This is a genomic window from Thalassotalea psychrophila (assembly GCF_031583595.1).
GTDB classification, from domain to species: domain Bacteria; phylum Pseudomonadota; class Gammaproteobacteria; order Enterobacterales; family Alteromonadaceae; genus Thalassotalea_A; species Thalassotalea_A psychrophila.
Window position 1 is genome coordinate 1,099,106 of record NZ_CP134145.1, and the last position, 26,891, is coordinate 1,125,996.

At 37.4% G+C, this 26,891-nt stretch carries 29 protein-coding genes; 16 read left to right on the top strand and 13 right to left on the bottom strand.

Annotated features, from left to right (window positions below; all coding sequences use genetic code 11):
• Positions 1 to 74 precede the first annotated feature (74 nt).
• Positions 75 to 578 carry a hypothetical protein gene (locus RGQ13_RS04615; protein WP_348392389.1) on the bottom strand — a complete coding sequence of 168 codons (504 nt, stop codon included), beginning with the start codon at positions 576 to 578 and terminating at the stop codon, positions 75 to 77.
• 124 nt (positions 579 to 702) lie between these two features.
• Between RGQ13_RS04615 and RGQ13_RS04620 the strand changes: the two genes are divergently transcribed.
• From RGQ13_RS04620 to RGQ13_RS04635, 4 genes are all read left to right on the top strand, one after another.
• A complete protein-coding gene (locus tag RGQ13_RS04620; protein ID WP_348392390.1) occupies positions 703 to 1,887 on the top strand; it encodes a DEAD/DEAH box helicase in 1,185 nt (394 codons plus the stop codon).
• A 141-nt stretch (positions 1,888 to 2,028) separates the two neighbouring features.
• On the top strand, positions 2,029 to 3,420 hold the full coding sequence (locus RGQ13_RS04625; protein WP_348392391.1) for a hypothetical protein: 1,392 nt from the start codon (positions 2,029 to 2,031) through the stop codon (positions 3,418 to 3,420).
• Between the two features lie 69 nt (positions 3,421 to 3,489).
• Positions 3,490 to 5,319, top strand: coding sequence for an ABC transporter ATP-binding protein (locus tag RGQ13_RS04630; protein ID WP_348392392.1), 1,830 nt, complete (start codon positions 3,490 to 3,492; stop codon positions 5,317 to 5,319).
• A gap of 66 nt (positions 5,320 to 5,385) precedes the next feature.
• Complete coding sequence (locus RGQ13_RS04635) at positions 5,386 to 6,312, top strand: M14 family metallopeptidase (RefSeq protein WP_348392393.1); 927 nt, start codon at positions 5,386 to 5,388, stop codon at positions 6,310 to 6,312.
• 41 nt (positions 6,313 to 6,353) lie between these two features.
• On the opposite strand, the gene RGQ13_RS04640 is transcribed toward RGQ13_RS04635, so the two are convergent.
• From RGQ13_RS04640 to RGQ13_RS04650, 3 genes are read right to left on the bottom strand one after another with little or no spacing between them, the layout of a single operon-like run.
• On the bottom strand, positions 6,354 to 6,692 hold the full coding sequence (locus RGQ13_RS04640) for a hypothetical protein (RefSeq protein ID WP_348392394.1): 339 nt from the start codon (positions 6,690 to 6,692) through the stop codon (positions 6,354 to 6,356).
• Positions 6,679 to 7,395, bottom strand: a complete 717-nt coding sequence (locus RGQ13_RS04645) for a tRNA (adenine(22)-N(1))-methyltransferase (RefSeq protein WP_348392395.1) — start codon at positions 7,393 to 7,395, stop codon at positions 6,679 to 6,681. Before RGQ13_RS04645 ends, RGQ13_RS04640 begins: the two co-directional genes overlap by 14 nt.
• A gap of 19 nt (positions 7,396 to 7,414) precedes the next feature.
• Positions 7,415 to 8,320 carry a LysR family transcriptional regulator ArgP gene (locus RGQ13_RS04650; RefSeq protein WP_348392396.1) on the bottom strand — a complete coding sequence of 302 codons (906 nt, stop codon included), beginning with the start codon at positions 8,318 to 8,320 and terminating at the stop codon, positions 7,415 to 7,417.
• 140 nt (positions 8,321 to 8,460) lie between these two features.
• Here RGQ13_RS04650 and RGQ13_RS04655 point away from each other — a divergent pair, with 140 nt between their 5' ends.
• The 3 genes from RGQ13_RS04655 to RGQ13_RS04665 all read left to right on the top strand — a co-directional run bounded on the left by RGQ13_RS04655 (position 8,461) and on the right by RGQ13_RS04665 (position 10,528).
• A complete protein-coding gene (locus RGQ13_RS04655; RefSeq protein ID WP_348392397.1) occupies positions 8,461 to 9,081 on the top strand; it encodes a LysE/ArgO family amino acid transporter in 621 nt (206 codons plus the stop codon).
• Positions 9,082 to 9,137: 56 nt separating this feature from the next.
• Entirely contained in the window at positions 9,138 to 9,572 is a 435-nt protein-coding gene (locus RGQ13_RS04660) for an acyl-CoA thioesterase (protein WP_348392398.1), read from the top strand.
• A gap of 65 nt (positions 9,573 to 9,637) precedes the next feature.
• Positions 9,638 to 10,528 carry a mechanosensitive ion channel family protein gene (locus RGQ13_RS04665; RefSeq protein ID WP_348392399.1) on the top strand — a complete coding sequence of 297 codons (891 nt, stop codon included), beginning with the start codon at positions 9,638 to 9,640 and terminating at the stop codon, positions 10,526 to 10,528.
• Positions 10,529 to 10,542: 14 nt separating this feature from the next.
• Here RGQ13_RS04665 and RGQ13_RS04670 read toward each other — a convergent pair whose 3' ends face one another.
• The gene (locus RGQ13_RS04670) at positions 10,543 to 11,064 is read right to left on the bottom strand and encodes an NADPH-dependent FMN reductase (RefSeq protein ID WP_348392400.1); all 522 of its coding nucleotides are present in this window, start codon (positions 11,062 to 11,064) and stop codon (positions 10,543 to 10,545) included.
• Positions 11,065 to 11,483: 419 nt separating this feature from the next.
• Between RGQ13_RS04670 and RGQ13_RS04675 the strand changes: the two genes are divergently transcribed.
• The 3 genes from RGQ13_RS04675 (at position 11,484) to RGQ13_RS04685 (ending at position 13,731) form a co-directional block, all read left to right on the top strand.
• On the top strand, positions 11,484 to 11,846 hold the full coding sequence (locus tag RGQ13_RS04675) for a HopJ type III effector protein (protein ID WP_348392401.1): 363 nt from the start codon (positions 11,484 to 11,486) through the stop codon (positions 11,844 to 11,846).
• 70 nt (positions 11,847 to 11,916) lie between these two features.
• Positions 11,917 to 12,777: a MipA/OmpV family protein gene (locus RGQ13_RS04680; RefSeq protein ID WP_348392402.1), complete on the top strand. Its 861-nt coding sequence runs from the start codon at positions 11,917 to 11,919 to the stop codon at positions 12,775 to 12,777.
• A gap of 69 nt (positions 12,778 to 12,846) precedes the next feature.
• A complete protein-coding gene (locus tag RGQ13_RS04685; protein WP_348392403.1) occupies positions 12,847 to 13,731 on the top strand; it encodes an alpha/beta hydrolase in 885 nt (294 codons plus the stop codon).
• Between the two features lie 58 nt (positions 13,732 to 13,789).
• Here RGQ13_RS04685 and rlmF read toward each other — a convergent pair whose 3' ends face one another.
• Together rlmF and RGQ13_RS04695 are read right to left on the bottom strand one after the other, a co-directional pair.
• The gene (rlmF, locus tag RGQ13_RS04690) at positions 13,790 to 14,713 is read right to left on the bottom strand and encodes a 23S rRNA (adenine(1618)-N(6))-methyltransferase RlmF (protein ID WP_348392404.1); all 924 of its coding nucleotides are present in this window, start codon (positions 14,711 to 14,713) and stop codon (positions 13,790 to 13,792) included.
• A gap of 10 nt (positions 14,714 to 14,723) precedes the next feature.
• Positions 14,724 to 15,194 carry a DUF2947 domain-containing protein gene (locus RGQ13_RS04695; RefSeq protein ID WP_348392405.1) on the bottom strand — a complete coding sequence of 157 codons (471 nt, stop codon included), beginning with the start codon at positions 15,192 to 15,194 and terminating at the stop codon, positions 14,724 to 14,726.
• A gap of 87 nt (positions 15,195 to 15,281) precedes the next feature.
• On the opposite strand from RGQ13_RS04695, the gene RGQ13_RS04700 reads away from it, so the two are divergent.
• Complete coding sequence (locus tag RGQ13_RS04700; protein WP_348392406.1) at positions 15,282 to 15,626, top strand: YajD family HNH nuclease; 345 nt, start codon at positions 15,282 to 15,284, stop codon at positions 15,624 to 15,626.
• Here RGQ13_RS04700 and RGQ13_RS04705 read toward each other — a convergent pair.
• The gene (locus tag RGQ13_RS04705; RefSeq protein WP_348392407.1) at positions 15,615 to 16,133 is read right to left on the bottom strand and encodes an NUDIX hydrolase; all 519 of its coding nucleotides are present in this window, start codon (positions 16,131 to 16,133) and stop codon (positions 15,615 to 15,617) included. The two genes, RGQ13_RS04700 and RGQ13_RS04705, sit on opposite strands and share 12 nt — an antisense overlap.
• Positions 16,134 to 16,350: 217 nt before the next feature.
• Between RGQ13_RS04705 and RGQ13_RS04710 the strand changes: the two genes are divergently transcribed.
• Entirely contained in the window at positions 16,351 to 16,710 is a 360-nt protein-coding gene (locus tag RGQ13_RS04710) for a DUF3622 domain-containing protein (protein ID WP_348392408.1), read from the top strand.
• Positions 16,711 to 16,718: 8 nt separating this feature from the next.
• Positions 16,719 to 17,339, top strand: a complete 621-nt coding sequence (locus RGQ13_RS04715; RefSeq protein ID WP_348392409.1) for a DUF3622 domain-containing protein — start codon at positions 16,719 to 16,721, stop codon at positions 17,337 to 17,339.
• 71 nt (positions 17,340 to 17,410) lie between these two features.
• Here RGQ13_RS04715 and RGQ13_RS04720 read toward each other — a convergent pair whose 3' ends face one another.
• A complete protein-coding gene (locus RGQ13_RS04720) occupies positions 17,411 to 19,030 on the bottom strand; it encodes an NAD(P)/FAD-dependent oxidoreductase (RefSeq protein ID WP_348392410.1) in 1,620 nt (539 codons plus the stop codon).
• A gap of 159 nt (positions 19,031 to 19,189) precedes the next feature.
• On the opposite strand from RGQ13_RS04720, the gene fdxA reads away from it, so the two are divergent.
• Positions 19,190 to 19,519, top strand: a complete 330-nt coding sequence (gene fdxA, locus RGQ13_RS04725) for a ferredoxin FdxA (protein WP_348392411.1) — start codon at positions 19,190 to 19,192, stop codon at positions 19,517 to 19,519.
• Positions 19,520 to 19,591: 72 nt separating this feature from the next.
• Here the strand turns inward: fdxA and RGQ13_RS04730 are convergent, their stop codons facing one another.
• Positions 19,592 to 20,101: a YgjP-like metallopeptidase domain-containing protein gene (locus RGQ13_RS04730; protein ID WP_348392412.1), complete on the bottom strand. Its 510-nt coding sequence runs from the start codon at positions 20,099 to 20,101 to the stop codon at positions 19,592 to 19,594.
• Positions 20,102 to 20,187: 86 nt separating this feature from the next.
• On the opposite strand from RGQ13_RS04730, the gene RGQ13_RS04735 reads away from it, so the two are divergent.
• Positions 20,188 to 20,895, top strand: coding sequence for a pseudouridine synthase (locus RGQ13_RS04735; protein WP_348392413.1), 708 nt, complete (start codon positions 20,188 to 20,190; stop codon positions 20,893 to 20,895).
• A 9-nt stretch (positions 20,896 to 20,904) separates the two neighbouring features.
• Here the strand turns inward: RGQ13_RS04735 and RGQ13_RS04740 are convergent, their stop codons facing one another.
• The 3 genes from RGQ13_RS04740 to RGQ13_RS04750 all read right to left on the bottom strand — a co-directional run bounded on the left by RGQ13_RS04740 (position 20,905) and on the right by RGQ13_RS04750 (position 25,329).
• Positions 20,905 to 22,074 (bottom strand): hypothetical protein, encoded by a 1,170-nt coding sequence (locus tag RGQ13_RS04740; protein ID WP_348392414.1) that lies wholly within the window; start codon positions 22,072 to 22,074, stop codon positions 20,905 to 20,907.
• Between the two features lie 226 nt (positions 22,075 to 22,300).
• Positions 22,301 to 22,837 (bottom strand): DUF6702 family protein, encoded by a 537-nt coding sequence (locus tag RGQ13_RS04745; protein ID WP_348392415.1) that lies wholly within the window; start codon positions 22,835 to 22,837, stop codon positions 22,301 to 22,303.
• Positions 22,838 to 22,872: 35 nt separating this feature from the next.
• The gene (locus RGQ13_RS04750) at positions 22,873 to 25,329 is read right to left on the bottom strand and encodes a M1 family metallopeptidase (RefSeq protein ID WP_348392416.1); all 2,457 of its coding nucleotides are present in this window, start codon (positions 25,327 to 25,329) and stop codon (positions 22,873 to 22,875) included.
• Between the two features lie 272 nt (positions 25,330 to 25,601).
• On the opposite strand from RGQ13_RS04750, the gene zapE reads away from it, so the two are divergent.
• Positions 25,602 to 26,759, top strand: a complete 1,158-nt coding sequence (gene zapE, locus RGQ13_RS04755) for a cell division protein ZapE (protein ID WP_348392417.1) — start codon at positions 25,602 to 25,604, stop codon at positions 26,757 to 26,759.
• The last annotated feature ends 132 nt before the right edge of the window (positions 26,760 to 26,891 follow it).

A 26,891-nucleotide genomic window follows, 5' to 3' on the forward strand; every position in this document is an offset into this window, starting at 1 on the left:
GTTCCCGACAGTGCTCTACCTCCGATATCCATATCGTCGTATTTACATACATGTTGAAAACGGCATGAAATTGATTATATATCAAAGGCTCGAATGATAAAATATTCGGGCCATATCTCTTTAACTTGTGTTTCCCACTCTTTATTTACTTTATCTTCAGCGTCTAGTTTAAACCAGAACTTAGCCCATTTTCGTACGACTTTTCCTGATTTACTTAATTTGAGTGGGGTAAAGCGACGCTCATATTTACACTTCTTATATTCAACTATATCGCGATTCTTTGTTTTTTTATGCAATAGGTCTAATTGCTCAGTAACGGCTTCTGTATTGGAAAAAGGGATAACTTTATTATTTTTTAAATAGCGAAGTATTGCCGCTTTTTTTACGCTGACGACGTTATAGGCATCGATATGTGGTGTGTAAACCATCCCCGATAAACCAAAAATTGACTTTAACTCTCTATCGGCCAATATTTTTAAAGGCTCTATTTCTTCATTGATGTTGTTTAAGTCAGTAAGTTCATACATTGAATTTTTAATTTCTTTAATGGTCGTAATAGTCAATTGATTACCTGACATACTACCATTAGAGTGTTTATTAAGGTGAGTTTTACTTTATCTATTTATTCTACGCTTTGATGTTTGCTGCTATACTTGTGCTCTTTATTATTTCTACCCACGCGCTTTTTGCCTGAGGCACTTAATGTCATTTTCAACTCTTGGTTTATCTGATCCTATCTTAACCGCTGTATCTGATTTAGGTTATAGCACGCCAACAGATATTCAGAAAAAAGCTATACCTGTTATTTTATCTGGTAAAGATTTAGTTGCTGCCGCACAAACGGGCACAGGAAAAACAGCCAGCTTTGTCTTGCCAATATTAGAAATGTTTAACAAAGATAGAAAGCTGCGTGGTAAGCGAATTCGTGCGCTTATTCTTACGCCTACGCGCGAGTTAGCCGTGCAAGTTGAAGCAAGTATTAGCCAGTATGCGAAGAATTTAGAGCTTAGCTCTATGGCAATGTATGGCGGCGTTGATAGTGATGCGCAAAAACAACGTTTAATTTGGGGCGTTGATATTATTGTTGCTACTCCGGGACGATTGTTAGATTTAGCCCACCAACGTGCGCTCCATTTTGATGAGCTTGAAGTGTTGGTATTAGACGAAGCCGATAGAATGCTGGATATGGGCTTTAGTGAAGACATTCATAAAATTGTTGAACGCTTACCAAGCCAGCGTCAAAGTTTATTGTTTTCAGCGACTATTTCAAACGACATTCGCTATTTAGCCAAGCGAGTAATTAACGATGCGGTTGAAATAGCCATATCTCCAAAGAAAGCTACTGTTGATAAAATACAACAGTGGCTAGTCACTGTTGATAAAACTAATAAGTCGGCGTTATTAAGCCACTTAATTAAAGAGCAGCAATGGGACCAGGCATTAATTTTTATTGAAACCCAGCACGGTGCAGCCAAATTAGTTAGTCAGCTAGAAAAACGCGGCATTAAGGCCGAGTCAATTCATGGCGGCAGAGCTCAAGCGGTTCGTGAAAAAATATTAGCTGACTTTAAAACCGGTAATATTCAGTTTTTAATTGCCACAGGCATTGCCGCACGAGGCCTTGATATTGGTGAACTAACTAGGGTTGTAAATTATGATTTACCTGCACAAGTCGATGATTACATTCACCGTATAGGACGAACTGGTAGAGCTGGCGCTAGTGGTGAAGCAATCTCGTTGGTATCTAAAGATAACTTTAGAGAGCTTTGTGCCATAGAAAGTCGTTTAGGGCATACCATTGAACGCAAAGAGTTTGCTGAATTTCCTGTTAAAAAGACAGTGCCTGTATCTATATTGAATTACGTACCTAAAAATAGGCGTAGCTAGAAACATGTACGACTATATAACCCGTTTTTTTGCTAAAGATTAACTTATCGAATAAATGTCTATAGCAAAAAAGCCAAAACAGGCAGATACTTAAGTTACCATTAAAACTATTGTTGATTACCCTAGGAGTAAAGTAAAACATTGAAAAAAATCACCCTTACTCAGGATGAAAACTTATCATTTAGAATAAGCCAACAATTACACCCGCAAGAATTTCAAAGCCTAGATTTGTATTTTTCTATTCCGGATGAAATGGGTATAGGCCCAAGTACCCTCACGGAAGAAAATTACTTTCACAGTAGTATAAAAAGTTACAGTGCCTACTTTTCCGAACAAGTTCATTTGCCACTTGTGCGCAGTCGCTTTATCAGTCAAACCAAAGGCGAACAAACTGATTATCGTAGTAACTTAAATTTATTTTCGTTTCAGTTTAGAATCGCCCTAGAAAGAGATATTAAACAAGCATTAAAAATTGAGGCTACAGATGAGTTTTATCAGCATGTAAGTGAACTTGCTGAACAAACCAAAAATTTATTAAAAAAGCTGCGTCGTTATACTCCCCCTGATCAAAAATTAAGTTCTTACTTTGAAAATGTAGATAATTATTTAAGCTGGAAGACCGAGCAAGCGTTTTTAAATTTACTCGCCAGTGGTCCTAAAAGTAGCGAACAGGCTGAACAACGCGAAGCGTTATTTGCGCTATGTAAAGAAGAAAATCAGTATCGAGAAGACAATCAATATAATTCAAAAATAACCTTGGCAGATCCAAATAGGATCACCAATAAAATGCGCTTATTGCAACGTTTAGGCGAAGTAGGAGTAGTATTTAAACGGCGAACTAATAATTTGAACGCTAATTTAAAGCGTTTAGTACGAGGTACTATTACAGCGGTTATAATGGCATTTGTGATGTCGATTGTATTAAGCGCACGTTCAGCGTTTACTGAAGTGAGCTTAGTTCTAATTGCTTTTTTAGGTTTAATTTACGGTATTCGCGAAACCTTTAAAGAAGATATAACCAGTTATATTTGGCGTAAAATTCAACATGGTCGGCCTAAGTGGCAACATTTGTTTAGCAATAGCCTGACCAAAAATAAACTTTCATCGCAAACCATTTGGCTAGAATACATTGCTAATAAACACTTGCCTGATTATGTTGATAAGCTATTACAAAAACGTCGCCGCCAAAATAAGCAAGATGCACAGCTATTACATTTCAGGTGTGACGCAAAAGTTATTGCTAAAGATTTTATGCCTGGCTTTGAAGAGATTAAAAACCAATACATATTTAACTTAACGCCTTTTACTCGCTATTTGAAAAAAGGGGAAGGACGGTTGTATACGGTCGATGGCAGTAAAATATCGAACCAAGGCGTAGAGCGGCGCTATCAATTAAACTTAGTATTAGTACAGCGCAATAAACTTAATCAGCAGTATATGCAGCGTTTTAAAATAACCATGAATAGGTCAAAAATTATTAATATAGAGCCGATGCGTTCGAAGCAAAATTTTTACGATTCAGAAGAAAAGTAGTGCATATAAATTACTGCTATCATTAACGCTATATTGTTATAGCGATACACACATACTGGTTGAATTTTTATGTTTAAACGTTTTGAATCTTGGGTGAATGCCTTACCTGACAAGCCTGTAGAACGACCTCCAACGAGTCTGTTTGCTTTTTGTCGGCATTACACCAAAGGCTTCGAATTACCGTTAATATTAATGTCTTTGCTTACTGCAACCTTGGCTATTTTAGAAGTTTCGCTCTTTGGTTTTATGGGAGAGTTAGTTGATATTCTTGCCAGCAGTTCGCCACAAACACTTTGGCAAGACCATGGTCAGCAGTTGATTCTTATGTCAGTGCTAATTCTGGTTGTTATTCCATTATTTGTTTTATTGCATGCGCTGGTTATTTATCAAGGTTTATTAGGAAATTACCCTATGTCGATTCGCTGGCTAGCGCATCGATATTTACTCAAACAAAGCGTGTCTTTTTATCAAAATGATTTCGCCGGTAGGGTAGCAACAAAAGTTATGCAGACTTCATTAGCCGTAAGGGAAACAGTTACTAAAACATTGGATGTTTTGGTCTATATCTTTGTGTACTTTTCAACAATGCTAGTCATGATCGCTCAATCTGATATCCGGCTGCTTTGGCCAATGTTAGTGTGGCTTGTGCTTTATATATTAATACAATGGAAGTTTTTGCCAAACCTTAAAAAGGTATCGACAGAGCAAGCTGATGCTCGTTCACTAATGACTGGACGCATCGTTGACAGTTATACCAACATAGCCACGGTAAAATTATTTGCCCACACCGAACAAGAAGCACTATACGCTAAGCAGAGCATGCAAGGATTTTTGCAAACAGTGTATAAACAAATGCGCTTGGTTACCGGTATTAATGTGAGTGTTCAGTTTGTTAATTATTTGCTTATTTTTGCTATCTCCGCCATGGCAATTTGGCTTTGGACTCAAAGTGCAATCACCACAGGAGCAATTGCCGTAGCGATTGCTCTAGTTTTAAGATTAAGTAGTATGTCGCAGTGGATAATGTGGGAAGTTAGCTCTTTATTTGAAAATATAGGTACTGTTGCCGATGGTATGAATACGTTATCTAAGCCAATTGCAATTAAGGATAAAGACAATGCTAGAGTGATCAATGTTGATTATGGTGCAATAGACTTTAACAATGTTAGTTTTCACTACGGTGAAAATATTGGCGTAATCGATCATTTACAATTAAATATCAAAGCCGGTGAAAAGATTGGTTTGGTTGGCCGGTCTGGTGCAGGTAAGTCAACGTTAGTTAATTTACTAATGCGCTTTTATGATGTTGAGCAAGGTCAAATTTTAATAGATAACCAATGCATTAGTGATGTATTACAAGATTCATTACGAGCCCATATAGGCATGGTTACCCAAGATACATCGCTTTTACATCGCTCAATTCGAGAGAATATTTTATATGGTAAACCCGATGCTAACGAAGATGAGTTATTAAAGGCTATAGGAGATGCTCAAGCCACTGAATTTATTGCCACTCTTACCGACCCGTTTGGCAATAAAGGCTTAGATGCTCAAGTGGGTGAGCGTGGTGTTAAACTCTCTGGAGGTCAAAGGCAGCGTATTGCTATTGCCCGTGTATTATTAAAAAATGCCCCTATTTTATTACTTGATGAAGCAACGTCAGCCCTAGATTCTGAAGTTGAGGCTGCCATCCAAGAGAGTTTATACACTTTAATGGAAGGTAAAACTGTAATCGCTATTGCGCATCGATTATCGACTATTGCAGCAATGGACCGTTTAATTGTTTTAGATAAAGGGAAAATTGTCGAGCAGGGTAGTCATCAGCAGTTAATTAATCAAAAAGGCATTTATGCACAGTTATGGTCACATCAAACTGGCGGATTTTTAGGAATAGATTAGTTGCATATTACGCTAAGCGGTGCAAATATAGCGTTTTAATTTTTTGCTATATTTGCAGGTACTTAAATGACAACTCAACTTAATAATGATCAATATCCTATTGGCACTCCTGGACAAAAGTGGGGCGATGCTGAAAAAGCCCAATGGTTAGCTATGCAAACCATTAAGCGCTCATATCAGCAAGAAGTGGTTAGTAAAATTGATGCTTTAAAAGCTAATTTTGATGTTGAGCAATATGGTGAGCTTGATTATGCCGCCAATACCTATCCTTTGTATGTAATAAAAACTCGTAATTTTGATGCAAGTAAAGCAACCATATTAGTTACCGGTGGCGTACATGGTTATGAAACTAGCGGTGTACAAGGTGCTATTCGCTTTATAGAAACTAAAGCACAGCAATACTCTGATAATTTTAATATTGTAGTGGCTCCTTGTGTTAGCCCTTGGGGTTATGAAACCATTAACCGCTGGAATGTTGATGCTATTGATCCTAACCGCTCGTTTTATGCTAATAGTCCTGCGCAAGAGTCAGCATTGTTGATGCAATGTATAAACGGTTTAGGAATTGAAATTTTTGCTCATTTTGACTTGCACGAAACCACCGATACAGACAACAGTGAGTTTAGACCTGCACTTGCTGCTCGTGATGCTAATGTGCAAAAAAATTGGAACATACCTGATGGCTTTTATGGTGTTGGCGATACCCTTAGACCAGAAGCTGATTTTCAATCAGCAATTATTAAATCGGTGCAACAGGTAACACATATCGCGCCTAGCGATGATGACGGAAAATTAATAGGCGTAACTCTAGAGCAGTTTGGTGTTATTAATTACCCTTGCAAAGAGCTTAGTTTATGTGCTGGTTTAAGTAACGCAACGTACTGTACTACAACCGAAGTGTACCCGGATAGCCCGAAAGTGGACGGTGAAAACTGTATTGTTGCACAAGTTGCGGCAATTACCGGTGGCCTTGATTATATTCTTAGCCTTTAAAGCCTTTTAGACTTTGCCAAGTACCTAGTACCAAGGTTACCTTACTGGTAGCCTTGGTAATGCTCTTCAATACCGAATTTTACTAATTTGTCTGCAGCACTGATATTAATATTTAATGTCTGTAGTGCGATTAAAATATCATCTCTTAATTGGTCTGTTTGCTTGGTTAACGTCGCTTGATTTAACGCTTGTTGATCTTCAAAAACACAAATAACCTGCAAGCTGGTCATTCTGCTTTTATTATCCAGCGTATGAGTTAGCCAATTAAAGCCATGGGTTATAAATTTATGTTGTTCACAAATATCGGTTAATAATCTGACTAATTGTTTTTCAGTGTTCTTAGTCAGGCTAGAGCTAGTGTTTTTGTTATTTGGTTTCATATTTTAAACTTTTATAGGCTTGAATAATTTTTTCAGCATCAATGTTTGTATTTTTCTGCATTTTTGAATAATGGTTTACCCTTTGTGCAAAGTATTGTTGGTGCTCATTATTGTCAAAATTCCACATGGTTGAACCGACACTTGAAATTGGCAATGCTGACTCTTGATATTCGCTGGTGGTTACGTGGATAATTTCATAAAAGCGATTGTTTTCTTTTACGATGCATTCATTAACTAAGCTGCAGTTTAAATCAATGAGTGCTGTTCTAACTTTATAGTTGTGATGTACAGGGCATAAAATAAATTCTAATGTGGTGTTTGGGTTTTTATTGCAAATACTTTGCACTAACTCAATTAATAAGTCGCCACCAACCCCGGCAATGATGATCAATTGTTCAGCTTTGCTTTGTTTAGCTTTATTGTGATTACAAGGGGTACCCGCACGCACAGGGATTTTAGCTACATCAATAGTATGAACTTGCCAAAGATTAAGATAATCATCACTACTGAAAAACTGTCGTAATACCAGTTCTAATTTATCGATAAGTGGTGCAGAAATATCAGCAAAGTGAATGGTGCTTGCTGCTTTGCGTTTTAGCAGCTCAATACCTAACAAACCATGATCACAACAACAATCCCAAATATCTTGGTAATTGTCGGTGATCATTGCGTTTATTTGACTTAATCGTTTTCCTGTTCGCATTACTTTACTGCTCAACTCTTTATTGACTGTTGTGATTGAAATGAGTGTGGCCATAGTTGCTGATTGTTTTGGTTATTAACTTTTGTACACCCCGCTCTAAAGCCCAACTATGCCAATAAAGTGGCATTGGTAAGCGCTTATCTGGCGCTAACTCAATTAGTGCGCCACTGGCTAAATGTTCACTCGCTTGTGTAGTGGGGATCAAAGCATAGGCAAGACCTGCAAGTGCCATGGTTACCACTACCTCTGAAGAACGAATACGATGGCATGGATAAATAGCTTGTTCTATGGAGAAATATTTTTTTAAATAATCACTGTGCATTTTATCTCTTTGGTCATAATCAACGCAGGGTGCTTTATTTAAATTTTCAATGCTCAAACCGTCTTTAAAGTACTTATTTATATAGTCACTATTGGCACAAAGTATATAATCTATAGTGCCAATGTACTCAACTTTTACTCCAGCAAAACTGCTTTTTTGTGAACTTATAGCCGCTAATACCTCGCCTTTTTTTAATAATTTTTGCGTATCAGCCTCATTGGTTACTTGAATATTTAACTCTATCGAATGGCTGTTCAATAGTGGTGTTAACGCCGGAATAAACCAGCTGGCTAAGGTATCGGCATTTACTGCAATTGATATTGGAATAGAGTCTGGTGCGTTATCGGGCATGATGTCACCAGCTAGATCATATTCTAATTGGCGAACCTTGCGAAAATGAGCCAACAGCTTTTGCCCCGCAGTAGTTGCTTGTAAAGGCTGGCTGCGAATTAAAACCGGTTTTGCAACTAACTGCTCAAGTTGTTTTATTCGTTGTGAAATAGCAGATTGAGTGATGTTTAACACCAGTGCGGCACTTTCAAAACTTTGCTCGGTAATGACCGTATCAAGGGCATGAATAAGTTTGTAATCAAGTGGGCGCATTAGTTTCTCAGTCTAATATTTATATTTGTATCTATTGTATAAGTAAAACTAATAATAGTTAAGTTTATTTAATTTTACTTAAATGGTTGTTTTACTTAATCTAGCTGCATTAATAATGGCTTTAGTTTTGAGGAACGCCAATGTCTACTATATCTTTACTACCTATGTTGAAAGGCTTCGTTATTGGCGCCGGTTTAATTATCCCAATTGGCGTACAAAACTCATACGTTTTAAGTCAAAGTATTAAGCGCAATCACCATTTAATGGCCGCGACTATTTGTATTGTGTGTGACTTTATTTTGATGTCCCTAGGTGTGTTTGGCGGTGGTGCGTTAATAAATAGTAGCAGCATGTTGGCTGAAATAATCACTTGGGCTGGTATTATCTTTTTAACTGTTTATGGCTTAATTTTCTTTAAGAATTTTTATTTTGCCAGTAAAGATGACATGCTCAAACAAGTAAAACCGAGTACCCGTAAAGCGGTTATTTTTACCACTTTAGCAGTAACCTTATTAAACCCGCATGCTTATTTAGATACGGTAGTGATCATTGGTAGTATCAGTGGTAAATTTGCCGATGCTGATAAAATGGCGTTTCTGATTGGCACTTTGTTGGCTTCGATAACTTGGTTTTACGCATTGTCGTTAGCGGCAGCTAAAATGTCTCCTTGGTTGAGTCAAACAAAGGTACAACGAGGCATTAACTTGTTGGTTGCGTTACTTATGTGGGTTATTGCTTACTCGTTGTTTATTACGCTTTAGTAAAAATACGATAAGTCGTTATAATTAATAGAATATTGAATAGTTTAGGAGTAAATATGCGCTTTTTATCTCGTCGATTGGTGATGCCCAATGACTTAAATTATGCCAATTCGTTATTTGGTGGTCGAGCTCTTGAATGGATTGATGAAGAAGCGGCCATATATGCAATTTGTCAGTTGGAAACTACCTGTTTGGTGACTAAGCATATAAGTGAAATAAGCTTTCAGTCACCAGCTATGCAAGGGGATATTGTTGAATTTGGTTTGAAAACAAAATCAGTTGGTCGCAGCTCTATTACTGTAACCTGCGTAGTGCGTAATAAAGCCACTAAAAAGACAATTTGTTTAGCTGATAGTATTGTTTTTGTTGCACTAGATCCTGTTACAAGGTTACCTATGCCACATGGTAAAAATCTTGAGAGTTTAGAGAAGCAAACTCTTGAAGAGATACGTTCATTAAATATGGAAAAGCCAGATATAAGTAATTTATAGTTATTCGCCAAATCTTTTAATAGTACCTATAATGTATTGAATTATAACAATACATCTTAGGTACTATGGCAGCTGCAACTCCTGATTCGACAAATTCAACATCTAATACTTTTAACCCTACTGATTTAATTAAAGAAGAACTTGATTTAGTTAATCAGTTTTATGAAGTAGCAATTGAATTTTTTGCAAATTACACCTTTCAGTTAATCGGGGCTTTCCTAATTTTCTTAATCGGTTATTTCATTGCCGGTAAAATTTCTAATTGGGTGTTAAAACTATGTGATCGCCATAAACTCGATGTTACCTTAAGTAGTTTCCTTGCAAGCGCGACTAAAATGATCTTGGTATTACTAATTACCATAGTTGCTTTGGGTAAATTAGGTATAAGTATTACGCCATTTATTGCTACGCTTGGTGCTTTATCGTTAGGTGTTGGTTTGGCGCTACAAGGATTGTTAGCAAATTATGCCGCCGGTTTTAATATCATCATCGTTCGGCCTTTTGTTGTTGGTGATACCATTAAAGTGCAAGGTGTTAGTGGAATTGTTAAAGAGGTATTGCTGGCTTATACCATTTTGGAAAATGAGGATGGAGTTGAAATAACTATTCCAAATAAACACATAGTTGGTGAAGTTTTACATAACTCAGCCCATGACTCGTTAATGGAGTTATCTGTTGGTATAGCTTATCAACATAATCCATTAGAAGTCATTAACATGCTAGCGCCTTTAATTGAAAATATAGACGCATGTAGTGAGCATAAAAAACCGCAAGTTGGCATCGATGAATTTGGCGATAACTCGATAGTAATAGGCATACGTTTATGGGTACCAACAAAAAGCTATCACGCCTCAAAATATCAGGCTAATGCTGTTATTTATGAAGCGTTAGATGCCGCTAATATTAAAATACCGTACCCACAACGAGATATTCATATGGTTAGTGCAGCAAGTTAAAATCAATAAAATGATTAAAGTTTTGCTACTACTGAACTTAATTCTTGATGTAATTCTTGGTTAATAAACTGATTATTTTGCAGATCAAAATTGTCATAAAAACTTGGTACTTTAAAACTACCTTTAACATCGCCAGCAAAGAATGGAGCTGAGCCTGTAGCTGCTGCCAATACACTACCAGCACCGCCTGGGCCAGGTGAAGTAGACAATAATATCATTGGTTTATTTTGAAAAACTTTTTGATCTATGCGTGAAGCCCAGTCAAAAATGTTTTTGTAGGCAGCAGTATAACTACCGTTGTGCTCTGCAAAAGAGATCATTATTACATCACCGCTACCTAATTTGTCAAAGAATGCTTTAGCTAATTCAGGTTGGCCTAATTCAGCTTCTTTATCTTCACTAAACAATGGCAGTTCATAATCATTTAAATCCAATACTTCAACTTCGCTGTTTTCAACTAAATTAGCGGCATAAGAAACTAATGTTTTGTTTATCGACTTTGAACTTGATGTGGCGGCTAGGGCAATAATTTTCATTTAATACTCTCTTCATTTATCTATTTAACTGAATACCAAGTCCGATAATTTATTGACCATTTAGCGAGAATTAAAAGGTTTATATACAAGGCATTGATTGCAGAGAATGGTGTTCCCTTGTCAAATTCAATAACGCAGTATATAAATTTTTTAAACTCGCCCTTCGGGAGCTTGAAAGAGGCGAGATAACCACCCCAAATTTATTTTATATAGAATGACTATATCAAAACATATTTCGGTTGTTCTCCCTCCTCTTTCACAGCTCTAAATTGGCCAATAAATTATCGGAGTTGGTATAGGCTTGAATTAATAATGCAGTAAATTATTGTTTAATAAAAGCGGATAAAATAGTTTAAATGATCCTATTTTTTCGTTTGTTCTACGAAAAGCTGTGGTTATACTAGCTCTTTAGTACAAATATGAACAACGAGAACCCAATGCCTTTATCGACTTTTTTACAGCAACTAAAAACCTCACCAAAGACAATTGAATTTAATGATGTGATGAACATTATTAATGAGTGCTACATTTATACACCAGTGACCTTTACTAATGGTGAGTTGATTAATAGTGCAGGAACGAATGAAGGCTCTTGTAAAATTTTTTCCTTTGCTTTACTAAACAATTTAAATGAAAAACAAACCTTAGCTTGCTTTGGTAAATTCTATCGAGAAGATGTATTACTTTATCCAAATGCTGATGATCATGGCAATATTCGAACATTTATAAAGTTAGGGTGGGAAGGCATTTCATTTTCTAGTGCTGCGCTTATTCTGCGTTAATGCAACGCTAATAAAGTAAACCCTTAATTATTGCACCAATAAACTATAACAATCAGAGCTGTAATCATTGATGAAATACTTTCAATTAAAGATCACAACATTTGTATGTGCATTTATTTTGATGATCAATGCCCACGCTAATCAAGGTGGTGCATTAAGTGTCGACACAACTGCCGGCAAACCTGTTTGGGAAGTTGGTGTATTTTCTGCGGCGTTTCGTGGGCCCATTTATCCTGCTGCTACTGATTACCAAAATAAATTTTTACCTTTGCCTTTTGTTATTTATCGTGGCGAAAAAATTCGCATTGGTGATGAGTCATTAATTAAAGCGATAGCTGTAGAAAAAGAGCGTTTTAAACTTGATGTATCATTAGGCGCAGCATTTAATGCCGACTCTGAAGATTCTAAAATAAGAGAGGGTATGCCTGATCTTGATTTTATGTTTGAAATTGGCCCTGAAGCGAGCTTTTTATTACACGATAGCAAGGTAAGCGACACTTGGTTAAATTTACAGTTTCGTTCAGTATTTTCAACTGACTTCAGTGATGTCCATCACCGTGGTTATGTATTTCAACCGGAAGTGTCATACAGGAGTGATAATTTGTTGTTTGACAATTCTCGTTTTTATTTTAGTGTTTCGCCGACTTTTGCCAGTGCTAAAACCCATCAATATTTTTATGATGTTGATGCGAAATACGTAAATAGTGAGCGTGATTACTATCAATCGTTAGGTGGTTACTTAGGTACTAAGATGTCAATTGCTAATCGTTTTCAACTGACTAAAAGTTTAATGGTATTTGTTGGTACTCAGCTAGGTTTTTGGCAAGGTGCTAAAAATGATGACAGCGACCTTTATCAAGAAAAATTCACTTATGCCGTTGCTCTTGGGGTGAAGTGGACTGTTTTTCAAAGTACAGAACATATTAACTAAGCTTGCACTTGTAAAAATAACCTCGTATATTGTCTGGTCATACCAGATTGCGAGTTAATAAATACAGCCATGCAGCAAGAGTCAGTTTTTATTGAAGACCAAGGTCACCAATTACATCTAAGGCATATCTATAAGAACACCGGTGGTGCACCAATATTAATGGTGCATGGTGCGATAGAAAATGGTCGTATATTTTATAACGAACAAGGCAAAGGTTTAGGCTGTTATTTAGCTGAACAAGGATTTGATGTGTATGTCATGGATTTACGTGGCAGAGGATTAAGCACTCCACTAATTAACGCTGAATCCGATTATGGCCAATATGAGGCAATTACTCACGATATTCCGTTACTAATTGATTATGTGTTTAATCAAACCGGCCAAACGATGCATTTGGTTTCGCACTCATGGGGCGGCGTACTAGTGGCCAGTGTGTTAGCTAGGCATAGTGAAAACCTTGCGAAAGTTCGCAGTAATTTGTGTTTTGGAACTAAACGCTCTATCACCATTGGTGGTTTTGAAAAACTGCTTAAAGTTGATTTGTTTTATAATCGCATTGCACCTAAATTAGCCAAACGAAAAGGCTTTTTAGATGCGATAAAGTATAATATTGGTGCCGATAATGAAACCAAGAAATCATTAGCTCACAGCATTCGTTGGGTTAATAAAGGCCCATGGCATGACCCTTTAGATGGTTTTGATTACCAATCTGCAGCTAGTGATATAATTTGGCCGCCAACATGGCACCTTACCGGTATTAACGACTCGATATTAGGCAATCAAATTGATGTTAAATACTTTATTGAAGAGACAAAAAATAGCAATGCCAAGTTTTCATTGTTAGCAAAGCGCAACGGTAATGCTATTGACTATGGACATATCGATATTTTGACTAGCCCAAAAGCGATAAAAGATCACTTTCCGATAATAACCGATTGGTTACAGCAACATTAACCTCAAACTAATACCAGTTCGCGTAATGATCAGATCGTTATACGGATTGGTATATTAGTTAAAAGTGTTCAGCGCACCAATCTTGCTGTTGCAGGGGGGATAAAAAATTCCAGGCAATAAAGCGGCTTATCTTATTGCCTTGTGCCATTTTAATTACCTTTACTTGCTTAGCCTTTGATTTACTTAAGGCTAATTTCAATGGTTTAATATTATCGCTTTTAGATACTAAACAGCTAAACCAAAGTACTTGTTGTTGGTATTGTTTACTCTCGATGATCATTTTGCGAATAAATTTAAGTTCACCGCCATCACACCATAGCTCTGCTTTTTGACCACCAAAGTTTAAGTTAACAGATTTAGTTTCATCGACTTTATTTAGGTTTTGCCATTTCTGCTCACTGCCTTTTGTTGCGTCGCTTAACGATTTATGAAAAGGCGGGTTACACAGTGTTAGGGCAAAGGACTCATTCTCTTGAATGATGTTAGCAAAGATATTATCGCTATTTTCCTGTAGTCGACATTCTATAGAGCCTATTAAACTTTCATTGTTGGCTATATTTTTATTGGCTGTTGCTATAGATGTTGGGTCAATATCACTGCCGACAAATTGCCAGCCATTTTGCCGTTGACCAAGTATTGGGTAAATACAGCTTGCGCCAGTGCCTATGTCTAGTACCTTAACTTTATTGCCATGGGGTATTTTGTTGTTATTGGTAGCTTTGAGTAAATCACCCAGATAATGAATGTAGTCTACTCTGCCTGGAATTGGTGGGCATAAATACCCCGCAGGAATATCCCAGCTTTGGATTTGGTAGTGATGCGCAAGTAATGCGGAATTTAATGCTTTTACCGCATTGCTGTTGGCAAAATCGATAGTTAAATTTTGATATTTATTGGTATGTACAAAGGCTTTAAGTTTAGGGTAAGTTTTAACTAACTCATTAAAGTCGTAACCGTCGTTATGGCGGTTACGCTGATGCATATTGGTTTTCTTACTTGTGGCCAATTTTGAACGTTCCATCAGATAAAAATTGCACAACTTCAGAGCGTTTTTTACCGATAAGTATCGGTCCATCGTCCATCATTAAAAAGTTTTTCCAACAGCGCTTAAATACAACCCAAGTAGTTTCTAATACTTGTTTTTTGCTGTTGCAGTAGTACACGGTGGTATTGTTTTGCCAATCTAAATGGTCGGTAATTAACTCTGGTAGGTTTGGATTTTCACCTTCCCAAGCTTGTTCCCACATGGCCTTATCTGTCCAACTTGCATCATTAAATGGCCAGTCTCCTTCTTTGAAAAAGTCGGGATGATCAACCTGTTTACTGATAAACTGTGCCCATAATGCACTAGAACGAGTCGGTGACATGGCTTTAATGTGTTTTAAATCTTGATCGCTAATAGGCAAGTTTTTAAAGCGAAACACCCAAGCGTGTTTAATATCGTCTAGTGGTATGTAGGTCATGTATTTGTTCAGGTAATTATTACTGTTGGTAAAGTGATTATATCAACGATATTATTCTAAACATACAAAATAAATAAAGAGAGAAGTATGTCTTCAGATAGATTTGGTACCAGTGCTAATTATAAAAGTAAAGAGCAGGGGTATCGTGACCGTGCGTTAAAGCTATTTCCATGGGTGTGTGGGCGTTGTGCGCGTGAGTTTGAATATTCAAACATTCGAGAATTAACCGTACATCATGTAGATCATGATCATACAAATAACCCTAATGATGGTAGTAACTGGGAGCTATTGTGTATTTATTGTCATGATAATGAGCATGCTAAATATACTGACCAAGATCAATACACACGTGAAGTAAAAGCTGGTGACAATAATCAAGATACTGCAACCTACAATCCGTTTGCAGATTTAAAGTCGATGTTAAAGAAGTAGCTCTTTGACAATAAGCTTCAGTAAAAACGTTTCTCGTTCTATCGACATGCCTTTTTTATCACTATTAGCCATTGTATGTTCATTATGTTCGATGGCTTTATGAATATTCATCCACATTGGTTTCATGCCATTTTGAATTTCATGGGCTTCAAATTGAGTTGCACCCAGCACTTCATCAATGTTGCAGATATAACAAAATGATTCCATATGCATTAGATCAAAATTGTCTTTATACCAAGGTCGAAACTCTTCATAGCGGCCAAAAGCCTTAATGTCACGAATGTTCGCCGCGCCAGTTTCTTCCATTAATTCGCGTATTAAGCCTTGTTCAAGATTTTCACCTTCATCAACGCCACCACCAGGTAAGGTATAGTCATGATAACGCTCGGTATAAAGCAATAAAATATTTTCACCGTTTAAGATTATCCCTCGTGCGGCTTGGCGATGAAAACTACGACCACACAAATTATTAATGTCTGGGTGTGTGGTTGTTCTTAATAGACGCATAGTTGTAACACCAAAAATAATGATAAAGATTGAGAAAGGCGCGCAGTATACTGAATTTATATCACTGAGGAAAATGTAAACCTTGAGTAACAGTTGAAATTACATTTTTATAACATTAAATTTGCTGTGAAATGATCAATAAAAGCGTAGAATAGCGGGCATTATGGGATTGATATATTTCCCCAAGCAAATTTAACAGTTTTTTGTAAGGTTGATCATGGCAAAGAGTCAAAAATATAGCGTTAATGTTGTCGAGCAAAGTGATAATACTTGGTGTGCGAAAATAGAACGTCAAATCACGTCAAAGAAAAAAGTGGTTTCTAAGCAACAAGATGGCTTTACTAGCGAATCTGAAGCGACCACTTGGGCAGAGCAAGAGCTTGCATCTTTTATTAGTGCACAGCAAACCAGTAACAAACGCCATGGTGAACAACGTTCTATTCGTGATGAGAAAGCAGACATTCTTGCAGATAAGCAAGAAACTGCTAAATTTGAACGCAAAGAAAAAGCACGAGCTAGAGCTTTAGGCCTAGAGATGCCAATGTTTGATGACAGCGATGAAGCTGAGCAAGAATAGGAATTTTCATGAGTAAAGCGCCAAAATATACATTTAGAGTTGTTGAAAAACGCAATAAGACTTGGACCGCTGAAATTCAGCGTCAAGCTACGTCTAAAAAGAAAGTTGTGTCTAAACGTCAAACTGGTTTTGCCAGCGAAGCTGAAGGTGTTGTTTGGGCTGAAAATGAACTTAAACAAGTGTTAGCAAATCATGTGGCACGTAATAAGCGTCATGATGATGACCGCGCAGAGCAATATAAAGATAAATTGAAAAAAGCCGAGCTGGCCGCCGCTAAAGCTTCTTTAGAAGCAGACGAGCAAGCAGAGGAGACTGTCGAAAGCGAACAGTCGTTTACGTTAAGCGAAGCCGAGCAAGAAAAAGCGATTAGCGATTTACAAGAGCTAGAGCAGTTAGAAACTGATGATGCTGAAGAAGAGTTGGCTAGCAAGTCAGATAAACTAAAATTTGACTTCGAACTTGTTCTTGAAGAAGAAGAGCTGGCTGCCAAAGAAGCTTCAAGCAAAGTAAAGACTAAATCTGAAACTAAGGTTAAAACTAGTATCGAAGATAGCTCTGTTGAAGAAGTTGATGAATCAGAAACTGCTGATGGTGCAGAAGTGAACTCTATTTATTTGCAAAATAAATAAGCTTGGCGAAAAAATACGCGTTATGAACCCAAAAAGCCGAACTTTGCAGTTCGGCTTTTCATTAGAATATTTTAACTGTTACTTTCAAAGTCTTTCATCATAGCAATCGCCATTGCTTCCGCAATTTTAATACCATCAATACCTGCAGATAATATACCACCTGCATAACCTGCACCTTCACCCGCTGGATAAAGGCCTTTAGTATTAAGGCTTGTTAGCAGTTCTTTATCGCGAGTTATTTGCACGGGTGATGATGTACGCGTTTCAACTGCTGTAAGGGTTGCATCGTTCATAGAGAAGCCCTTAATTTTACGCTCAAAGGCTGGAATGGCCTCTCTAATGGCATCAATAGCGTACTGTGGTAAAGTCTCACTTAAATCACAATAAGTAACGCCTGGTTTATAAGACGGTACAACATCGCCATGCTCACCACTTGCGCGGCCCGCTAAAAAGTCACCAACCAATTGCGCTGGCGCATCATAATTTGAGCCACCAAGTTTGAATGATGTTTCTTCTAAACGGCGTTGAAACTCAATACCTGCTAACACATCTCCAGGATAGTCTTCAGGTGAAATACCAACAACAATTGCGCTATTGGCATTTCGTTCATGACGAGAATACTGGCTCATGCCATTGGTGACTAAACGACCTTCTTCAGATGCAGCTGCTACTACCGTACCGCCAGGGCACATACAAAAGCTGTATACCGAGCGGCCATTTTTACAATGATGTACAAGTTTATAATCGGCAGAGCCCAATATAGGGTGACCTGCATTTTTCCCAAAGCGAGCATCGTCGATCACGGTTTGTTCGTGTTCTATTCGAAAGCCAACAGAAAACGGTTTTGCTTTAATGTATACGCCTTTATCAAACAACATTTTAAATGTGTCACGGGCACTATGCCCAATTGCTAAGGCAATATAGTTAGTTTCTATTTTTTCACCGGTAGCAAGGGTTAAGCTTTGAACCTGTTCATTAACGATTTCGATATCGTCAACACGTTGAGAAAAACGCACTTCGCCGCCAAGCTCGAAAATTTTAGCGCGCATTTGCTCAACCATAGTCACCAGCTTAAACGTACCTATATGCGGCTTACTTACGTATAAAATTTCTTCTGGTGCACCGGCATCAACAAACTCGTGTAATACTTTGCGCGAATAGTGCTTAGGATCTTTTACCTGGCTATAAAGTTTACCGTCTGAAAACGTACCTGCACCGCCTTCACCAAACTGTACGTTTGATTCAGTATTAAGTATTTTTTTACGCCAGAAACCAAAGGTGTCTTTAGTACGTTCACGTACTTCTTTACCACGTTCTAAAATAATTGGCTTAAAGCCCATTTGTGCTAATACTAAACCGACAAACAATCCACATGGTCCCATACCAATAACGACAGGGCGTTGTGGCAAGTTTTCGGGTGCTTGCGCGACATATTTATAGCTAGTGTCTGGCGTTTCTTTAACGTTGCTTACGTTAGAGAATTTTGCTAATAATTCAGTGTTTATCTTAGTGTCTACATCTAAGGTATACATTAAGATTATTTTGTTTTTTCTACGGGCGTCATAGCCACGCTTAAACATTGAAAAATTTACAAGTTGATCTTCGCTGATCTGTAAACGCTCAAGAATGGCATCTTGTAGTTCGTGGGCTTGATGATTTAAATCTAATTTTATGTCGGTAAGGCGGATCATTAATGATTATTCCAGATAAAGGCTAAAACTAGTTGAATTTGTATTATAGCTATTATTTTACCTTAAGCTGACCTCCTTACAAACAAGATATTGAAATTGTTGCAAAGCAAGGTATGATCAAGCCAATTAAGCGTTAACCTATTTATTTTAGAGAACTCTATGGCTTTTGTTGTTACCGACAATTGTATTAAATGCAAATACACCGACTGCGTAGCGGTATGTCCAGCGGATGCTTTTTTTGAAGGGCCAAACTTTTTAGTCATAAGCCCTGATGATTGTATTGATTGTGACTTGTGTCCGGTTGAATGTCCTGCAGGCGCAATATTTCAAGAAGATGAAGTACCGGCAGATCAACAAGAGTTTATTAAGCTAAATGCAGAGCTTGCAGAAATTTGGCCAAGGATCACTGAAGTAAAAGCGCCGCCAAGTGACGCAAAAGAATGGGATGGGGTAAAAAATAAAATTAGCCATCTCATTATTGAGGAATAGGGCATCAAGGGATTAAGGCTTTTAGGCGAAAAGGCTATAGGGCTTCAAGGCTACAACTTGCAGCTTAGTTCTCTAATTATAAATAGGACCAATAAACTCTATTTGGGTTAAGTATAAGCGCAGTTCAAATTCTAACTGGTGATAATTCGGGAGCATATGCTGACATAGCTTATAAAATGCCTTGTTGTGCTCTTTTTCTTTTAAATGCGCCAATTCATGCACGACGATCATTGATAAAAACTCTACCGGCGTTTTCTTAAAAAGCGCTGCAATTTTAATTTCGTTCTTCGATTTTAATTTTCCACCTTGTACACGAGTGACATAACTGTGCAAACCTAGGGCGTTATTGATCACATGGATTTTATTATCGAAGGTAATTTTACTTAGCGGTGCTGATTTTTTTAGATATTGATTTTTTAAGTCTTGAACAAATTCTCTAAGCTGATTATCGTTAGCGATACCGTGTGTTTTAGGGTACTTTTTTAACAGGAACTTCTCTAAGCGTTTTTCAGTAAGCAAAGTTTTTACTTGTGCCTGTACATCTGGTGAATAGGCCGAAAGGTATTTTAATTGCTTGCTCATAAGTCATTTCATTTGGGTGAAGGAACTGGGGTATTTTACGTTGTTGAAAGCTTATTACCAAACGAATTAATTATTAAGGAAGTATTGTGGCGATAAGCCGAAGTCGGTTAGACAAATTGTTGAGTGACAAACTTAATATCAAACGTAAAGATGTGCGGCTTTTGTTAGCGCAAAAACGCGTCTTTGTTGATGGTAGTTTAGCCTTAGACATAGACTTAATAGTTGATAGTTTTTCACTGATAACAGTAGATGGTGACATAGTACAAGCGAACCAAGCCAAGTATGTAATGTTACACAAGCCTGTCGGCGTGGTGAGTGCGACTAAAGATGAACTTCATAAAACCGTAATCGATTTACTCGACGTTCCTTATAAAAGCTCATTACACATTGCTGGCCGATTAGATTTGAATTCGTCTGGTTTGTTATTACTGACCAATGACAGTCGCTGGTCAGAGAGGCTTTCAAAGCCGGACAGTAAAGTAGCTAAAAGTTATCAAGTAACACTTGCGAATAAGCTGACCGAGGATATGATCCCGGCGTTTTTAAACGGTATGTATTTTGAGTTTGAAAACATTACTACCAAACCGGCAAAGTTAGAGGTTTTGTCTGACTATGTTGCTAAGGTTGAGTTAGTTGAAGGCAAGTATCATCAGATCAAACGCATGTTTGGCCGCTTTAGAAACCCAGTAGTGAAATTGCATCGGCAATCGATAGGTAATTTACAATTGGATGTAACTCTAAAGCCTGGTGAAAGCAGAGAGTTACATCCTGTTGAAGTGCAAAGTATTTTTTAAGCTCTGTATTTATCCGAAAATAGTGCGCATTAATCCAATTGCTTGCTCAACGCTTTTACCATCTTTTACACTGTTTACAATAGTGCTGCGCATGTCGAGTAAGTACTCAGGAATATCATCACCTTCTAATGCTTTATCTACTAGCATTTCAGCGGACTCTTTACTGCGCTTCATCGCTTTTACCACACCTGATGTAGTTTTTTTAGGCTTGTCACGCAGCTTAATGTAGTTTGAATTTTGTGCTTGTGAGTCGTCAGCAAATAAGAATAAATCAACCAATATCGCTCTGATGTTCCACAATTGTAATTCTTGCTCATCTGTAGGCGCTGCTTGGTTATGCCAATGAAAACAGTGCAGAGACAACACCATATCATTGTAATAGCTGTCAAAGTCTTGGTTGTTAAACTTAGCAATATTTAAGCCTTGGCAAAGCACGCTTAAATTATTATTAGTAATGTTAATGAAAACGTCAGGGCGACGCATAGCTAATAAACGAGTTGCTACGACTAACGGAGCCTTTTCGTTATCGGTACGGCGACTGAAAATAGCTTTATAGTCTTTCACAAACGCTTGATATTGATCTTTGCTTACTGCGCCCTCTAAAGGGATATTAGCTAGAGCTAAATCGAAGTCTTGCGGGTGACTTTGCAATAAGTTATGGAACGTTTTGGCGCCTTTAGTGCTACCAAACCATTCAACGTCAAATTGGAAAATACTTGGGTCATGTTTTACTGTATGTTTGCCAGAAAAAACTAACCTGTCTTCTTCAATCATTTGCTCTAATGATTGGTTGCGTAATTGGGCAACATAATCCATTAACGTAACTCGTTCAGTTAATGATTGTAATTCGGCTTGCTCTTTAACTATGCTATAAAATATTGGCCAAGGCGCAATACGAACCATTTTTAACTGAGTTAATGATATACCTAGTTCAAGAGTGTCTTGCAGTTTTTTAAGTGGTGCCAATTGCTTGTCATCAAGCAAGTCCATGTTTAAATCATGCTTACATATGTGGTGTAATTCTTTACACCAACCGAGGAAATCTTCTGGGTGGTTGGTTACTTTTACAGCCATTAAATTTAGCGATAAATCTGCTATGTATTTTAACGCTGTTTGAAAAATATTGTTCTCGCTATCACTAAGCGATAATTGTGCAGGGGATGTAAGCAATTTTCTCATGAAACTAAGGAGACTCCAGAAATAGGTATTAGGAAACAGATATTACAATTGGAGGGCGATTGTACTTATATTTAGCGGCTTAGCAAGGTAAAAACTGTGGTTTTTTGTTAAGTAAATTGTAAATGGTTGGTTTTCTTAATGTTATAGAAAAGATATAAAAAAGTCAGAGCCGTTTGGCTCTGACTTGATGATTTTTTTTATGAATATGGGGATTAAATAGTAAACGTTAATCTACTGTAATACGTTGCCAATCATCATTTTCACTAATACGAACAGAGCGAGACTTTTTACTCTTCGCTTTAATATCGCTGTGCTCAACATTAATTTGATTAATTTGCCCCGGCCATACATCTTGCAACGCCGCCATTTTTACATACACCGCTGTTAATACTGTCGGTTGCTTTATTTCTTGGTATACCCAAAAAAACTTACCTTCAATTTCAAAACCAACACTGCCTAATGGTAATAATTGCTTGTTGTCATCAAGTAAGCGAAATTTATTTTGAATGTATTCGGCAAATTCTTGCTGAGTGTCATCTGAACCAATTAAATCAGCATGTTTATTAAGTAACTTAACTAACGCATGTTCGGCATCATGAATATAAAAACGATGCGACACTTCAATGTTTTGCGTACGGTCGTTAAATAAAATGGTGCTGTAAGCTTCTTTTTGCTGATGAGCAGCAGCTAAACCGCTCATCAATAACGTTACTACAGTAAGTAAAATAGCAACGAGTTGCTGATTAAATTTGTACAATGTCATTACTATTTACCTTATCTAGTTATAAATCGAGCTATTTACTTTTTGTAAACTTTAGCTTTTGGCTCTTTTAGTTCTATTTTGCTGTCGTGCATAATGTCGCGATATTCCATTTTTTTCGACTTCTCTTTTTTGAATGCTTCAATACGAGACTCGATAATGCGACGTGGGAAATGGTTATTGTCTGGGTTTACATCGGCCGTTTCCCAATGAGGATCAACGGTAACAGACACTAAGTTTTTACCTTTTTCAGTAACAATTAACTTGCTTACATTTTTAGGTGCACGGCGCCAGATCTCAGCAGGAATATGCATAGACTCTGTGCTGCCATCTTCATAAGTTAAGTCTAGTAAAATAGGCATCACTAAACCACCTAAGTTAGAGAAGTTAATCACGTAGTAATTTTTGTCTTCTTTAACCGCGCGTTCAAACGCTTTGCGCTCCCAAGGTTCAAGTTTGTTCAGCGTTTCTTTATATTTGTTACGTTCTTTGTTGGTTACCGTCCAACGGTCATTGTCATCATGAAAATCACTAATATCTTCATTAAGCTCTAACCAAGTTTTTACTTTTGCTGCAGTGTTTCGGTCAACATGCAAAGAAGATGGTTTTTCATTGAATTCTTGGCGGCGACGATCATAATCGATGTCAGGGTTTTTAGTGTCCAAACGAAGCTTATAAACACTGTCTACTGAGATATCAACGTGATCTGTAGTATAGAACCAACCGTACCAGAACCAGTCTAAATCAATACCTGAAGCTTCTTCCATGGTGCGGAAAAAGTCAGACGGCGTAGGACGTTTGTTTTTCCAACGAACGGCGTACTCTTGAAAAGCGAAATCAAATAACTCACGACCCATAATAACTTCGCGTAATATATTTAACGCAGCAGCGGGTTTTGTATAAGCATTTGGACCAAGGTTTAATACGCTGTCTGATTGCGTCATAACAGGTACTTGTACATCAGATTTCATGTAACCAATAATATCGCGAGGTTCAACACCCCATGGAATTGTATGGTCCCATTCACGACCGGCAACACCATCTAAAAAGCTGTTTAGACCTTCATCCATCCAAGTCCATTGACGCTCATCAGAGTTTACGATCATTGGGAAATAGTTGTGACCCACTTCATGGATAACAACACCAATTAAAAAGCGTTTTTCTGCCAATGTATATGTACGAGTGCCATCTTCATGCCATTTAGTACGTGGGCCATTAAAGCTGATCATAGGATATTCCATGCCGCCAACTGGACCATTTACACTGATAGCAACTGGGTATGGGTAATCAAATGTATAACGTGAGTATACATCCATAGTATGAATTACAGATTCAGTAGAGTACTTCTTCCATAAGTCACCACCTTCTTTTGGAAAGTATGACATTGCCATAACGTGCTCTTGCTCATCACCACCTTGGGCGTAGCCTTTGGCATCCCAAATGAATTTACGTGATGAAGACCAAGCAAAGTCACGTACGTTTTCAGCTTTAAAGTGCCATGTTTTAGATTTGTTTGTGCCCGCTTTTTCGTTTTCTAGCGCTTCTTCTTCGCTAACAATAAATACTGGGCGTTTAGCTGTTTTAGCTTGTTCTAAACGTTGACGTTGCTGTTTAGTTAATACTTTACTTTCGTTTTGCAAAACACCAGTAGAGGCAACAATGTGATCAGCAGGTACGGTCATTTCTACATCGTAGTTACCAAACTCTAATGTGAATTCACCACGGCCTAAAAATTCTTTGTTGTGCCATGCTTCATAATCTGAAAATGCCGCCAAACGAGGGAACCATTGGGCTAATAAGAAAATATCATTACCGCCTTCACGAGCATCATCAGGGAAGTGCTCGTACCCAGCTCGCGCTGAAACTGCATTTTCTTCTAAGATATTAAAGGCGAAATCGATATTAAAAGTAATGTCGTCACCAGCATCAAGCGCTTCATTTAAATCGATACGTGCTTGGCTACCCACTAACGTTACTTTTAATGCTTTACCACGCTTATCGGTAACATTAAATACATCGTAACCAAGGGTATTATCGGCATAAAACTGTTGCTTACGCAGCTCGGCAAAACTGATTTTTGCCGGCTTGCTACCGCTAGGTTTGCTAGTTGCAGGGCCGCGACGACCAATACCACCAAAATCACCGGTTAATTCAGACATTGAGTCTGCTTTGAAGCGGTTTTGCTCAAGCTGTAACCATAAATATTTTAAACGGTACGGCGAGTTGTTGTGATAGGTTACTGTTTGCTTGGCAGATAAACGACGGTTTGCTTCATCAAGTTGTACTTTGATTTTATAATCAACTTGCTGTTGCCAGTATTCTTTACCAGGCTCACCTGCGGCGTTACGGTAATCGTTTGGTGTTGGCAGAATTTCTTCTAACTGGCGAAATTTATCTTCAAAATCGCCTTTGCTTTGTTTTACCACGGTTGCTTGCGCAGGTGATACGAACAATGCAGTGAATGACGCTGCAATGAATAGACTTCTTAAGTTCATTGAATATCCCAAAATGTTGTGAATGATATTTACGAAATTATTTTAATTGAATAAATAGGTATTTTATTAAGCGGTACATCATATATAGCGGCATTGAATAGTCAACAACTGATGGGATAAAATGCAATTATTTGCGTTAAGTTGTAATTAAGTGTGTAGGTAGTTGATTCTTGTAGGCAAAACCGTACTATTTTTCTGTCATTTATTGGAATAGGGGAACTATAATAACGAATGCCATTTAACTCTTACCTAGATAAAATAAACCATTTTTTATGTCATTAAGCGAAAAATACCAGCAATTGATTAATGAAGGTCAATTAAATTTTGATGATGCGCAAAGCAATGCCATAAAGGCCTTAGAGTTATTAACTCAGCATTTAAGTGCGCAGCCTAAAACGAAATTAAAGTCACGACTTAGTAAGCGTTCTTGGTTTAAACGGTTTTCTCAACAGCAGCCATTAAAAGGTATTTACCTGTGGGGCAAAGTCGGGCGTGGTAAAACCATGATGATGGATTTATTTTACCAAAACCTTATGACATCAAAAAAACAGCGCATGCACTTTCATCATTTTATGGCGCAAACTCATCAACAATTAGCCGAACTTGTTGGTCAAGTGAATCCGTTATCCGTTATTGCTAAAAACTTAGCGGTTGATATCGATGTACTGTGTTTTGATGAGTTTTTTGTTTCTGATATAGGTGATGCGATGATATTGGCTGGATTATTCGCTGAATTATTTAACCAAGGTGTAGTGTTAGTGACAACTTCTAATTGCCAGCCTGAGCAATTGTATAGAAATGGTTTACAACGACAGCGATTTTTACCAACTATCGATTTACTTAATAAATATTGTCAGGTTGTCAGTGTGAATGGTGAAAAAGATCACCGTTTGCATCAGCAAAAATACGCTCGTTATATCTATCCATTAGAATCCTCGAAGAACTTTTTAGAAGAACAGTTTTATCAGCGAACTAATAAAGGTTTGCAATCTGGCGTTCTTGAAGTGAACTCTAGAGAGTTAACGTACTTGGCTAGGGAAAATAATATCATCTATTTTAATTTCTCAATGTTGTGCAAAGGTGCCCGCAGTCAACTTGATTACATCGCTTTAGCCAAACAGTTTAAGACCGTATTTGTCGCCAATGTTCCACAGTTTTCAGGAAAAGTACTCGACCATGTGGCCTCAGGGACTGAAGAAGGTTATCAACGCAGCGAAAATATATTTACTGGTATGCATTCAAAAGATGACGAAGCAAGGCGGTTTATTGCCTTAGTGGATGAATTTTATGATCAAAATATAGAGCTAATTATTAGCAGTGAAGTTGATATTCTAAATCTTTATTATGGCGAAAAACTGAGTTTTGAATTTGCCCGCTGTGAATCAAGATTAATAGAGATGCAAAGTGATCAATATCCGCAACTTATTTAAAGTTAAAGATAAATGTAAAAATAAAGTAACATTACATAACAAAAGCTTACTTGCTTTAAGAGTAATGACTATGGTTTTATACTGATATGAATAGTTTAACTTGTTAGTTTAATCTATTAACCGATAAATTTA